This window comes from Dictyoglomus sp. GBS (genome assembly GCF_055179815.1).
Genome location: NZ_CM143687.1, coordinates 352,785 through 365,418, shown reverse-complemented (window position 1 = coordinate 365,418; position 12,634 = coordinate 352,785). Strand labels below are relative to the sequence as shown.

12 protein-coding genes are annotated in these 12,634 nt (G+C 31.4%); 2 read left to right on the top strand and 10 right to left on the bottom strand.

What is annotated here, in order from left to right:
* Positions 1 to 31: 31 nt before the first annotated feature.
* From ACY3IT_RS01670 to ACY3IT_RS01650, 5 genes are all read right to left on the bottom strand, one after another.
* Positions 32 to 949: an ARPP-1 family domain-containing protein gene (locus ACY3IT_RS01670; RefSeq protein ID WP_463083062.1), complete on the bottom strand. Its 918-nt coding sequence runs from the start codon at positions 947 to 949 to the stop codon at positions 32 to 34.
* A 104-nt stretch (positions 950 to 1,053) separates the two neighbouring features.
* Positions 1,054 to 1,638, bottom strand: a complete 585-nt coding sequence (locus ACY3IT_RS01665; protein ID WP_463083061.1) for an FxLYD domain-containing protein — start codon at positions 1,636 to 1,638, stop codon at positions 1,054 to 1,056.
* Between the two features lie 138 nt (positions 1,639 to 1,776).
* The gene (locus ACY3IT_RS01660) at positions 1,777 to 2,004 is read right to left on the bottom strand and encodes a hypothetical protein (RefSeq protein ID WP_463083060.1); all 228 of its coding nucleotides are present in this window, start codon (positions 2,002 to 2,004) and stop codon (positions 1,777 to 1,779) included.
* Between the two features lie 55 nt (positions 2,005 to 2,059).
* Positions 2,060 to 3,181 (bottom strand): clostripain-related cysteine peptidase, encoded by a 1,122-nt coding sequence (locus ACY3IT_RS01655; RefSeq protein ID WP_463083059.1) that lies wholly within the window; start codon positions 3,179 to 3,181, stop codon positions 2,060 to 2,062.
* A gap of 225 nt (positions 3,182 to 3,406) precedes the next feature.
* Positions 3,407 to 3,901 carry a hypothetical protein gene (locus ACY3IT_RS01650; RefSeq protein ID WP_463083058.1) on the bottom strand — a complete coding sequence of 165 codons (495 nt, stop codon included), beginning with the start codon at positions 3,899 to 3,901 and terminating at the stop codon, positions 3,407 to 3,409.
* A 158-nt stretch (positions 3,902 to 4,059) separates the two neighbouring features.
* On the opposite strand from ACY3IT_RS01650, the gene ACY3IT_RS01645 reads away from it, so the two are divergent.
* Complete coding sequence (locus ACY3IT_RS01645; protein WP_463083057.1) at positions 4,060 to 6,450, top strand: heavy metal translocating P-type ATPase; 2,391 nt, start codon at positions 4,060 to 4,062, stop codon at positions 6,448 to 6,450.
* Between the two features lie 18 nt (positions 6,451 to 6,468).
* Positions 6,469 to 7,692, top strand: a complete 1,224-nt coding sequence (locus tag ACY3IT_RS01640; protein WP_463083056.1) for a DUF438 domain-containing protein — start codon at positions 6,469 to 6,471, stop codon at positions 7,690 to 7,692.
* Between the two features lie 51 nt (positions 7,693 to 7,743).
* Here the strand turns inward: ACY3IT_RS01640 and ACY3IT_RS01635 are convergent, their stop codons facing one another.
* The 5 genes from ACY3IT_RS01635 to ptsP form a co-directional block, all read right to left on the bottom strand.
* Positions 7,744 to 8,706, bottom strand: a complete 963-nt coding sequence (locus ACY3IT_RS01635) for a zinc-dependent alcohol dehydrogenase (RefSeq protein ID WP_463083055.1) — start codon at positions 8,704 to 8,706, stop codon at positions 7,744 to 7,746.
* 98 nt (positions 8,707 to 8,804) lie between these two features.
* Positions 8,805 to 10,070 carry a PTS ascorbate transporter subunit IIC gene (locus ACY3IT_RS01630; protein WP_463083054.1) on the bottom strand — a complete coding sequence of 422 codons (1,266 nt, stop codon included), beginning with the start codon at positions 10,068 to 10,070 and terminating at the stop codon, positions 8,805 to 8,807.
* Positions 10,071 to 10,092: 22 nt separating this feature from the next.
* Positions 10,093 to 10,383 carry a PTS sugar transporter subunit IIB gene (locus ACY3IT_RS01625; protein WP_463083053.1) on the bottom strand — a complete coding sequence of 97 codons (291 nt, stop codon included), beginning with the start codon at positions 10,381 to 10,383 and terminating at the stop codon, positions 10,093 to 10,095.
* A 14-nt stretch (positions 10,384 to 10,397) separates the two neighbouring features.
* Positions 10,398 to 10,913 carry a PTS sugar transporter subunit IIA gene (locus ACY3IT_RS01620; RefSeq protein WP_463083052.1) on the bottom strand — a complete coding sequence of 172 codons (516 nt, stop codon included), beginning with the start codon at positions 10,911 to 10,913 and terminating at the stop codon, positions 10,398 to 10,400.
* Between the two features lie 49 nt (positions 10,914 to 10,962).
* Positions 10,963 to 12,633 (bottom strand): phosphoenolpyruvate--protein phosphotransferase, encoded by a 1,671-nt coding sequence (gene ptsP, locus ACY3IT_RS01615; protein ID WP_463083051.1) that lies wholly within the window; start codon positions 12,631 to 12,633, stop codon positions 10,963 to 10,965.
* Position 12,634 lies beyond the last annotated feature (1 nt).

The following is a 12,634-nucleotide window of genomic DNA, read 5'->3' as shown; positions in this document are numbered from 1 at the left end:
TATCCCCCCTCTATTAAATTATTTCTTATTATTATATTCTTTTTTTGAAAAAGTTAATATGTATAGGCTTATTTGCATAGGTTAAAATGGATCCTACATAATTTTTGCTCGCAATTCTTATATCCCAGCCAAGGGCAGGAGATTTAAATTTTAATGGCTCTATAGCTTCTATTTCTTTTAAAAATTTTTCGTATTCATCTCCATAATCTGTATTATTTTCTTTTTTAAGAAGTTTGCTTCTGAATATATAGCTTTTTACCAATTTATCATGAAGATTTTTGTAGGCAGATTTTAGAGAGATAATGTCCAAACCATCAAATTTTCTATCTTGAAATACTATTATTCCATTCTGCCCTTCTATATAAGGAAACTTTTCTTTCATATTCTCATATAAATTCTTTCTTTTCTCAAAAACATCCCTCATAGCTGAAGTCTCAGATTTTATTCCAAATTCTTTTTGCAACTTTTCAATCTCAGCCCATATCATACTTTGATCTGAATTGTATCTATTGCTATAAAGCAAAGAGCTTAATACACTCTCATTCTTAATTCTTCTAATATCAGCAGGTATCACTACATCAGGATCCCCAAAATGATGAGATTCATAGTGCCATCTTCCTCGCTCAGTACAGCTCACAGGAATTACAAATTCAGATTTGTTTTTTATTAACAAAGATGTATTTACCACCCTATTTTGTTTTCCTCCTTTTAATTCTTCCCCATCTAAAATAAACACTTTTTGATCAAGCTTATTTATTACTTTTAAATTTGGTACTGTACCTGTTTGATCAACCTCTTTTATATAGAACCCATTTGTCTTCAAGGCTTCATCCAAAGTTATAAAGAAAGGAACTTTATTTATTTCTGCAAAAATTGGAATGATAGTTATACTTTCATATTTTTGAGGGTCTCCAAATTTTACCTGAGATACATAATCTATTATCTTCATAGATATCCCCCTTATTAATTTTTTCCTAAGAGATATTATAAATGTTTAAAGGGTCAAAAACTGACCTTAAAAAAATTCCTCCCCATCTCACCAAATCTAAACTTCTAATATCCCCAAAGAGATTTTACCTTGCATTTTACCGCTTCTTTTTCAAAAAATGGAGCTTTAAATTTCCATATACTTCCAGGCTCTAAATTGGTTATATTTGCAAAAGTACTTCCAACCTGTACCCCCTGACTATCATATAGGTTTATATCAATTTGTGCATAATTATATTGTTTATTAGTATTATTTTTCACTATACCTATTACATAACCCCCAAGCTCATCTCTCTCCATTCTTAAGCTAATTATTTCCAATTCAGGCTTTTTTACTACTTCTACCTTTTTAGTTTCAGATACTAAATTCACATTACTTTTTTCTGATAAATTACTATTATCTGTAGTATTTGCAAAAATAATCAAAGCTATTAAAACAATTAGTAATTTAACACCTGTTGATAAAGATATATTTGTCTTTGCAATTATTATCTTATAAGTAGATGGAAAAATAATTAAGCCTGAAATTAAAATTGCTATTCCCCCAAATATATTTCCTGACATTAAATGCCCTAATCCTGAAATGATAAACATACCCCCAAATATATAGGAAAAAATTAAACCCAATGTAATTTTTCTTGGCTCTTCCATACTCTCACCCCTCACATTTTATTTTTGGTTACTATTATAAATTCCTTAAGTGACAAAAACTGTCCTTATAAATTTTTAGATTAAAAAAGGCAGGAAAATATATTTTTCATATCCAGCCATATTTTTGATGCAAATAAATTAATATTGAGTATAATAAGCGAATCTTTGAACAAAATAGTACCAATAAGTATCTTGATTTATTTTAAGAAGATTATATTGATCATATCCATTATAATTTTGCCAGGAACTATATGTAGGAATTAAGATTGATACACCATATGCTTTATTTGTATTTGCATATTTACCAGTATCTTCATAATAAACATTATTTAAAAGGGTATATACTAAATCATAGACCTTTATCATTATATCTTAATTTGTGTTATTTAAATATAACTTATATGCAAAATCACAAAGATCATTATAACTCCGTCTTATCAAAGTATGTTACATTATTCCAAACATTTTTAATAATTGCCATTTGATTATCATCAGCTTCATAAAGAGCTTTTGCGAAGACTGCAAACTTGCTCTTTACTGTATCAAAAGTAGATCCCAATTTTATATAAGAATAGGTAGTATCATCTTTTCCATTATAAAAAGCGTAGTAATCGTCTACTATGGTTTTTGCAAATTGCGATGGTGTCATCGTAGGATTCTGAGTTAGATGATAAAGTAATGTGTAATAATCATTACCATAACCTGGAACTATAGCCTCTGATCCAACTAAATAATCCGTCCCATACTGCCACTCCCATGCCACTTCAAACATCTGTGTCAAACAAGCATCCATATTAATCGCATCTATTTTCTTTCCTGTAACTTGCCTTGCAGATTCAAGAGCAATTATCACCTTATCAATAGTTAAACAATTCCATGGGTAACCAGGTGTAGTATTATCCCAAGCAATACCTCTTTGAACATCATCCTTTGAGGGTGATCTTGGATAAACCCCATCACCATGATTCCAAAAAACCAAACAAGCCTTCTTAGCCGAGTAATTTGTCATTCCATAGATAATAAAATCCTTTAATGTATTTGTATCTGACATATCCAATTCATTGTAGTCTTTAATCAAAACTGAGTTTATATTATTTGCATCGTAATCTTTAGTAACATAATATAGCCTTGCATTATTCCAATCTCCATTTGATGTATCATATCCTGGTATACGATCAAAAAGGACAAGAATTTTTATTTTATTTGTAGAGCCTACCATCTCCATCTCATTCATATCTTGAATAGCAAATTTTTCCAGATCATTATCACCATCTAAGTAAACTAAAAAGAGCCACTCAGCATTAACAACCCTAACGCCTACACTTACAATTCCCACGTTTCCAACATTATCATAAGATTTTGTCATTATAGTATGATAACCATCTTTATATTGTTCTGTAGCCCACACATAGGTGAGAGAACTTGTTGTACTTTCCATAACTTTTGTCATATCAATATATAATTCTATTTTATTAATCCCACTTGGACCCCTTTGATTATCTTTAGTCAGGGATCTATCAACTATGTTTACACTTATTGTCACTTTTCCTTAAAGATTATTTAGATCAGAGGATGACAGAGAAATAGATATTTGAGGTGATAATGTATCTTTCGGTGTACAGCCAGAAATCATAATAAAAAAAGAAAGATTGAAAAAAAAATTAAAAAATTTTTTTCATTTTTAAACCCCTCAATGAAAAAATTCTCTTAAAAATTTTGATCATCAATAAAATAGGGGGGATATAAATTTCCCCCCTAAAAAGAAATTTTATCTTATGTTGAGTCTTGACACTATTTTATTTATACAATCTAAAGCTGCATCCCTTTTCACAGAATTTCCTGAGACAAAATCACCAAAGAACCACATTCCACTTTTCACTGATCCTGCCTGATCAAAAACTACTTCTTGTCCATTTATATCAAATATTCTTACAGCTACAATGGCATCTCCTTGAACAGTTGTAGCAGGAACAATAGGCCAGAAATAGAAAAGGAATAGAAATACCCAATTAAAACTTCTTCTACTATTTGCAGATACTATTGTCAATTCTGCTATATAGTCTGCTTGTGCTTTATCATACACTACTTCTATACCTTTTGCTCTAATCTTTTCTATAAAATATGTTTTTACTGGATCAATGAGATATCCTTCTGGGCTATTTACTTTTTCCACATATAGTTTTGGAGCAGAGCTTTGAGCAAAAGCAAAATTAAAAAGTAGAATAAAAAGAAACAATAAAGATACTATACTTTTGAATCTCATTATATATCACCTCCTTATATCTTTTACTGAGGATTTTATCTAAGCAAAGGGTCAAAATTAGACCTTTTATCTTTTTTATTGTTAAAATTTTTTAATTTAAAATCCTACCAATTTAGTATATAATATAAAAGAAAATTTTATAAAAGGGAGTTTTACATATGAAAAAAAGAATTGTAATTCCTATCTCTGGAATGAGTTGTGCAGGCTGTGCATTAAGAATTGAGGATAATTTAAGGAATATAAAAGGAATAGAAGAGGTTAAAGTAAACTTTTCTTTGGAAAAAGCAGAAATTGTAGGGGACAACTTAAATCTTACAGAGATAAAAAACAAGGTAAAAGAATTAGGTTATAAGGTCATAACCAACAAATCAATAATACCAATTTCTGGAATGAGCTGTATAGGTTGTGCTCAAAGGATAGAAAATACTCTAAGAAATTTAGATGGTATTATAAAGGCTGATGTAAATTTTGCAAAAGAGGAGTTATATGTAGAATATATTCCTTCATTAATAACATTAAAGGATATACAAAAGATAATAAACGAATTAGGATATCAAGCTTTTGAGCCAAAAGAAAGTGAAATAGAAGATTTACAAGAGTTATATAGGGAAAAGGAGCTAAAAGATCTAAAAAGAAGATTTATTATAAGCTTAATATTTACTATTCCCATTTTTTTAGGAAGTTTTTTCTTTAAACTTTCTCCATATTTACTTTTTCTTTTGGCAACACCTGTACAACTTTATGGAGGTTACAGATTTTATAAAAATGCTTGGACAGCTCTCAAACATAAAACCTCTGATATGAATACATTAGTTGCTCTAAGTACCACATCAGCCTACCTTTACAGTACATTGGCAACCTTTTATCCATCTTTTTTTGCTTTAAAAAATCTTTCCCCTGAAGTTTATTATTATGATACATCGTCAGTAATAATCACCTTTATACTTCTTGGAAGATATTTAGAATTAAAGGCAAAAAGAAAAACATCTAACGCTATTAAAAAACTAATAAGTTTAAAACCTAAAAAAGCATTGGTCCAAAGAGATAATGAATTTATAGAAGTACCTATTAATGATGTAGTTAAAGGGGATATTGTACTTGTAAAGCCAGGAGAAAAAATACCTGTAGATGGAATAGTTGTAGAAGGATATTCTTCTGTTGATGAATCCATGCTTACAGGTGAAAGTACTCCTAAAGATAAGAAAGAAAAAGATAATGTTTTTGCAGGTACTATAAATTTAAATGGTGCCTTAAAAATTATGGCAACAAAAATTGGGGGAGAAACTGTCTTAGCTCAAATAATAAAGATGGTAGAATCTGCCCAAAATACAAAAGCTCCTGTACAAAGATTAGTAGACAAAATAGCAAGCATATTTGTTCCTACAGTTTTAACCATATCTGTTATTACTTTCTTTCTTTGGTACATATTTGGTCCCAAACCATCTTTTAATTATGCTCTTTCCAATTTCATAGCGGTATTAATCATTGCATGTCCCTGTGCATTAGGCCTTGCAACTCCTACAGCTCTTATTGTAGGAATTGGCAAAGGTGCTCAAATGGGAATTCTTATAAGAAACGCTGAAGTACTTGAGAAGACTGATAAAATTAATTCCATAATTTTTGATAAAACAGGAACATTAACATATGGAAAGCCAAAACTTGATGATATTATTCCTCTGAATAATGCCTCAAAAGAGGAAATTTTAAAAATTGCTGTATCCTTAGAACAATTTTCAAACCACCCTTTAGCAAAAGCAGTATTAGAAAAGGGAGAAATTGAAAAGATAAAACCTATAGAAATCTTAGAGATAAAAGAAATTCCAGGAGAAGGAATAGAAGGAGTAATAAATAATTCAAAATACTTTTTAGGAAAACCCGTAGTTTTAAGTAAGGAAATAAAAGATATCTATGAACAATATATAAAAGAGTCAAAAATTGTCACTCTTTTGAAAAAAGATGATATTCCCGTAGGAATTTTAACCTTTACAGATGAGTTAAAAGAGGAAGCAAAGTTGGTAGTTAAAAAATTAAAAGATATGGGTCTTGAGGTAGGAATGATGACAGGAGATAATAATGTCTCTGCAGAAAGAGTTGCAAAAATCTTGGATCTATCTTTCTTTTTCGCAGAAGTTCTTCCCCAAGATAAATTAAACAAAATAAAGAAACTTCAAAAGGAAGGTAAATTTGTTGCCATGGTAGGAGATGGTATAAATGATGCTCCCGCTCTAACTCAATCAGATCTTGGAATAGCAATGGGATCTGGCACAGATATTGCCATAGAATCATCTGATATAATCATTACAGGAAACAATTTAAAGGGGGTTGTAAGAGCTTTAGAGCTTAGTAAAAAGACTTTATCTACTATTAAATGGAATCTTTTCTGGGCCTTTATTTATAATACTCTTGGAATACCTATAGCGGGAGGAGTATTATATCCATTTACTGGTATTCTTTTGAATCCTATGATTGCAGGACTTGCTATGGCTTTTAGCTCTGTATTTGTGGTTTCAAATTCTTTAAGACTAAGAAATTTTAAATCATCAATTTAAGAGAAGGAGGTTTTTCCAATGAGTGAGATTTTTGGAATGAGAATTAGTAGAAAAGAAGCATTAAAGGAGCTTATTAAAAAAATTCACAAAGGAGAAGACCCGGAAGTTTTAAAAAGGCAATTTAAACAGATGTTTGGTAGTGTTACTCCTACAGAAATAGCCCAAATTGAAGAAGAATTAATTAAAGAAGGACTACCAAGAGAAGAAGTAATGAAACTTTGTGAAGTACATCTTGCAGTTTTTCAAGAATCCTTAGAAAAAGGACCCGAAGGTGGTCCAGGAAATCCTATAACTATTCTTATGGAAGAGCATAAAGCTCTATTAGAATTTGCAGATAAATTAAAGAACATTATTGAACAAATGAGAAACATAAAAGATTATGAGGAAGGAAAAGAGAAATTAAGCGAATTACAAGATATAGTAAATCACTTTAAGGAGTCAGAGAAACATTATTTAAGGGAAGAAAACGTACTTTTCCCATATTTAGAAAAACATGGAATAACAGAACCACCTGCCATAATGTGGATGGATCATGATAAGATAAGAGCCATAAAGAAAGATATATATAAACTTATGGACACTTTTAAAAATATATCACCTGAAGAATTTATAAGAAAAATAGCACTTCTTTCTACAGATCTTTCAGAGATGCTATCAAGCCACTTTTATAAAGAAAACAATATTCTCTTTCCCATGGCCCTTCATGTACTTTCTGAGGATGAATTAAAAGACATAAGATTACAATTTGATGAAATTGGATATTGCTGTTTCACTCCTCCATCTGTATTAACACCAGTAGAAAAAACCGAGGAAAAGGAATCAGAAAAGAAAGAAGGTATGATAAATCTACCTACAGGAAGTTTTACCTTAGAAGAATTAGAAGCACTCTTAAACACCCTTCCTGTAGATATAACTTTTGTTGACAAAAATGATGAAGTAAGATATTTCAGCGAGACAAAAGATAGAATATTCGTAAGAACAAAGGCTGTGATTGGTAGGAAAGTACAACAATGTCATCCTCAAAAAAGTGTCCATATAGTAGAAAAGATTGTGAATGAATTTAAGAAAGGCACAAAAGATCATGCTGATTTCTGGATAAATTTGAATGGAAGATTAATACTTATTAGATATTTTGCTGTAAGAGATAAAAATGGAAACTATCTTGGAACGTTAGAAGTTACACAAGATATTACAGATATTAAAAAGATTGAAGGAGAAAAAAGACTCCTTGACTGGGAATAATTTTAATATGCCCTCTGTTCCATATTCTGGGATAGAGGGTATCTTCCCTTATTAAACCTCATTTATTACTACTAAGCCTTTAATATACCCTTTAGGTTTATTCTCTAAGGCTTCAAAAGCCTCTTGAATACTATCAAGAGAAAATTCATGTGTCACCAATCTTTCTATATTAAAGGTTCCCTTCTCTAAAAGATTTACAGCCCTTCTTAAATCATCATATGGATCTAAAGAATAAGAAGGATGAGCTACTATTATCTCTATGGACCTTTTTATTGCCTCTCTAAAATCAAATTTATCGCACTCAGTTTCATGAGAACTCATTAGAATCAATCTTCCTCTCCCTGTCTTCAAATATCTTTGACAAATATTTAATACATTTGGATTTCCAGTACCTTCTATTACAAAATCGGCCATATGTCCCTTCGTTATATCTTGTATTTTCTCTACAACATTTTCTTTTCTTGCATTAATTATCTTTGTAGCACCAAACTCTAAGGCCATATCTAATTTCTTTTTGTCAATATCAATAGCAATAAGTTCTGATAATGTATTTCCTTTTAATGCTTGAATACACAACAATCCCATAAAACCACATCCTACAACAATCCCATAATCTCCAACCTCAGGTCGAGCTGCCCTTAATACGGTAATAATACACTTTAGTGGTTCCCCAAGAGCATATTTAATATCTATATTATCAGGAAGCTTAATACAATTTTTTTCACTTACTACTGTGTATTGTGAAAAACCACTAAGATCATCCGGTAATGCGGTTACTTTATCTCCTGGCTTTAAATTTTTTACATCAGGGCCAACATCCACCACAATTCCTGCCCATTCGTGCCCCAATGATTGTGGAAAAGTTCCGAGTCTTCCATGCCAATGATTAAGTTCCCAATTACAAAGGCCACAAGAGACAACTTTTACCAATACCTCATTTCTCTTTGGCTCCACATCTACGTAATCAATCTCGAATTTTCTTGGCTCAATTAAAAAAGCCCTCTTTGTCTTCATCTTATTTAACCTCCTAATAAAACCCCCTGTCTTATTGCAAGAACAGGGGGTTTTAAATTCAATCTATTCTATTATATACCTAAATTGATTGATTTATATTATTTAAATAACTTAGCTATTAAACTTATCAATATTCCTAACCATTGGAAATCAGAATCACCAAAAGTAGTATTTTCAAATCCAAGTGTTCCGAGAGCTGGTAGTAACAATGCTGCACCAAAGCTAATAATAATACCATTTACAAAGGATCCCAAAATAGCTCCTTTTTTACCTCCTGTCGCATTGCCAATTACTCCAGCAGTACCTCCTACGAAGAAATGAGGCACCAAACCTGGAATGATAACTGGTAAACCCAACAAAGGCATAAGAAGCATAGAAACAATTCCACCTAAGAAACTAAATATGAAACCAATTATTACAGCATTAGGAGCATAAGGGAATGTTACAGGACAGTCTAATGCAGGTTTTGCTTCAGGTACAATCTTATCAGAAATTCCTTTAAATGCTGGTATAATTTCTGATATTATCATTCTAACACCATAAATTACAACACCCACTCCTGCAGCAAAAGTTAAAGCTTGTACAACTGCATATACTAAAAAGTTCTGACCTCCACTCAATTTAGATTCTATAAAGGAAGGACCTGCTGCAATACTTGCAATTAAAAATACTATAATCATAGTTATACCTGTTGCTACTAAAGATTCTCTCAAAAAGCCTAAAGTCTTTGGGAAGGATATATTTTCAGTACTATCTTCAGGCTTTCCAACCAGACTTCCAATAGCACCTGAAACAAAATATCCTAAAGTACCAAAGTGACCTAAAGCAATATCATCAGAACCTGTTACCTTCCTCATATAAGGATGTATCCATGCTGGCATCAAAACTTGCATTAATCCTAAAATTATTGCCCCTAATATCACAAGTCCCGCTCCAGTAAGACCTGCTGTTCCAAGGGTTGCAGAAATTAAAGCAGCCATATAAAAGCTATGATGTCCTGTTAACCATATGAACTTAAATGGTGTAAAACGGGCAAGCAGTATATTTACAAGGAAACCAAATACCATTATTAAAGCAGTTTCTCTACCTAAGGTTTTTTGGGCAATAGCAACTATAGCCTCATTATTAGGAACAACCCCTTTTATTCCAAATCCTGTTTCCAACATTGGACCCAATGCATTCAAAGAACCAATCAAAGTTACGGCACCAGCTACTAAGATCAAAAATCCTAATACAGTTTTTATGCTTCCACTTATCACTTCTGAAAATGTCTTTTTCTGAACTACCAAACCTACAAAAGACACAACACCCACCAAAATTGCAGGTACACTTAGGATATCTTGGATAAACTTAAGAATCCACATATTGGCACCTCCCCATATATTTTTAATCTTTTAAGGTTTTCTCCAAGGTTTCTTTCATCTCTTGAAAATTAACAAAATTTTTAATTGTAACAACTTTGGCTTTTAACTCCCCAAGTTGTGGAGCTAATTCTGGAGAAGTAATAACAATATCTGCATCTCCTAATACTGCCTTTGCAGTAGATATATCTGTTGTTGAAACATCTGCTTCCAAATTAAGATCCTTTACTACCTTTTCTATATTCATTTTTAATATTAAGGAGCTACCTAAACCCATTCCACAAACAGCAACAATCTTAAGTCTCTTGTTCACCATTTGTAACACCCCTTTTATGTATTAACTTTAGAAAAGAACTTTTTAATGTAATCTTTAATTTCCTCTTTATCTTTAAAACTTATAAACTGTTCTGCTAATTTTTCCGAATCTTGAAGAATTTCTGCCAACTCTTGTAAAAATTCAAGATGAGATTCTTTATCAGGAGTTGCAAAAGAAATTACAAGATAAACAGGATCATTATAAGATCCAAAATTTATTCCATTCCTTATTACTAATAAAGAAACCCCAAAGGATTTTGCCCCATCTTCGGGACGAGCATGGGGGATTGCTACTCTTGGAGCAATAACCACATAAGGCCCCAATTCTTTACATACCTCAATCATTTTATCTATATAATTAGGTTCCACAATACCATCCTTCTCTAAAAGTTTCCCACCTATTCTTACCGCCTCTTCCCATGTATCAACCCTATCTAAAATCTCTATTCTATTTCCTATAGCCTCTAAGAAATTTAACATTTTCACCACCTCGTTTTTGAATATTATCAAAGATACATCAACTTTATTCAAGAAAGTTAAAATAATATTAAAGAATTAAAATTCTTTCAAAAATTAACTATTAACTTCCTATTTCTTCCATGATTTTTTGATAATGCTTATCTAATACTTCTAAAAGTTCATCTTCTTGTAATGAATCAAAAGAAACATCAACCTTGGCTATTTTAGAACTCAATAACTTTAAAATTGGAATCCTCAATGGGGCTACACTCACCTCATCAATACCAAGAGAATATAAAAGTAAGAAGGCCCTTAAATCCCCACCTAATTCTCCACAAATACCAATCCACTTACCAATTTTATGAGCAGAATCTATTGCTTCCTTAATTAAATCCCAAAAAGCAGGATGATATGGCCTATACAAATAGGAGACTTTTTCGTTAGTTCTATCTACAGCAAAAGTATATTGAAAAAGATCATTTGTACCTAAACTAAAAAAGTCTACAAAATCTGCAAATCTATTTATGTTTAAAATAGATATAGGTGTCTCCAACATTATACCAATAGGGGGAATTTTATATTCTTTACCTTCCTTTTCCAGCTCCTCTACTGCTTCTTTCACAAGTTTTTTTGCCTCTATTACCTCCTCTACCAAATCTACCATAGGAAACATCATATGAATATTATTTCCAATGCTTGCCCTCAAAATCGCCTTTAATTGAGTTTTAAAAAGTACTTTTTCATATAATGACCACCTAATTCCTCTAAGCCCCAAAAATGGATTTTCTTCTCTCTCAAACTGTATATAGGGTACATTTTTATCTCCACCAATGTCTAAGGTCCTTATAATAACAGGATAATTTAAAAATAGATCTCCAACTTTTTTATAAATTTCGTACTGTTCTTCTTCAGATGGGGGATCATTCCTCTCCAAGAATAAAAATTCAGTTCTAAAAAGGCCTATTCCCATTGCTCCTTGCTCTAAAGCTAAAAAGGCATCTTCCAAATTACCAATATTTCCTGAGATAAAGAATTTTTCTCCATTCTCTTTCTTAGGTACGTAGTTTTTGAACTCTATTGCTTTCTTTTGAAGTATCTTATAACGTTCGTATAATCTCTGATACTTTTCAACTTCCTGAGAAGAAGGATCTAATATCAAAATTCCCTTTTCACCATCTAAAATAGCCAGTTCTCCCCCCTTAATCTCTAAAACATTAGCACCTATTAAAAGGGGCAAATTTAAATTCCTTGCTATTATGGAAAGGTGTGAAAGCACTCCTCCTTTCTCACTAACAATACCCAATAATTTATCTTTTGGAATATTAATTAATTGCCAAGGTGTTACTTCTTTTGATACCAATATGGAAGGTTCTTCTAAGCTTGGATAGCTCTCTCCAACAACTACCCTAAATATTTCTTCCTTAAGAGCTTCTATATCTTGGGCCCTCATTTTAAAATAAACATCTAAATTTAAAAATTCTTTTTTAAACCTTTCAGTGGTTATTTCAACTGCAGTTTTAAAATCTAAACCTTCATCTATTTTTTCAAAGAGAAATTCTTCAAAAGTAGGATCATCTAAAAGTAATAAATAAAAGTTTACAAGATCTCTTTCTGTCTCAGACAAATCCAATAATCTATTATTTAATTCCTCTTTAAGAGCTTCCTTTGCTTCTCTCCAAATCTTTTTTGCCTCATCTCCTTTATAATTTAGATCTTTTTCTTTCTTAATCCAAAGAAAAACCTTACCTATAGTAACTCCAGGAGATCCAGAAATACCCTTTATTATCTTCATA

What these genes read in the sequence shown, in the direction of transcription:
- ACY3IT_RS01645 (WP_463083057.1), top strand. Translation starts at nt 4,060, where the DNA reads ATGAAAAAAAGAATTGTAATTCCTATCTCTGGAATGAGTTGTGCAGGC.
- ACY3IT_RS01640 (WP_463083056.1), top strand. Translation starts at nt 6,469, where the DNA reads ATGAGTGAGATTTTTGGAATGAGAATTAGTAGAAAAGAAGCATTAAAG.
- ACY3IT_RS01630 (WP_463083054.1), bottom strand. Translation starts at nt 10,070, where the DNA reads ATGTGGATTCTTAAGTTTATCCAAGATATCCTAAGTGTACCTGCAATT.
- ACY3IT_RS01635 (WP_463083055.1), bottom strand. Translation starts at nt 8,706, where the DNA reads ATGAAGACAAAGAGGGCTTTTTTAATTGAGCCAAGAAAATTCGAGATT.
- ACY3IT_RS01670 (WP_463083062.1), bottom strand. Translation starts at nt 949, where the DNA reads ATGAAGATAATAGATTATGTATCTCAGGTAAAATTTGGAGACCCTCAA.
- ACY3IT_RS01650 (WP_463083058.1), bottom strand. Translation starts at nt 3,901, where the DNA reads ATGAGATTCAAAAGTATAGTATCTTTATTGTTTCTTTTTATTCTACTT.
- ACY3IT_RS01665 (WP_463083061.1), bottom strand. Translation starts at nt 1,638, where the DNA reads ATGGAAGAGCCAAGAAAAATTACATTGGGTTTAATTTTTTCCTATATA.
- ptsP (WP_463083051.1), bottom strand. Translation starts at nt 12,633, where the DNA reads ATGAAGATAATAAAGGGTATTTCTGGATCTCCTGGAGTTACTATAGGT.
- ACY3IT_RS01660 (WP_463083060.1), bottom strand. Translation starts at nt 2,004, where the DNA reads ATGATAAAGGTCTATGATTTAGTATATACCCTTTTAAATAATGTTTAT.
- ACY3IT_RS01625 (WP_463083053.1), bottom strand. Translation starts at nt 10,383, where the DNA reads ATGGTGAACAAGAGACTTAAGATTGTTGCTGTTTGTGGAATGGGTTTA.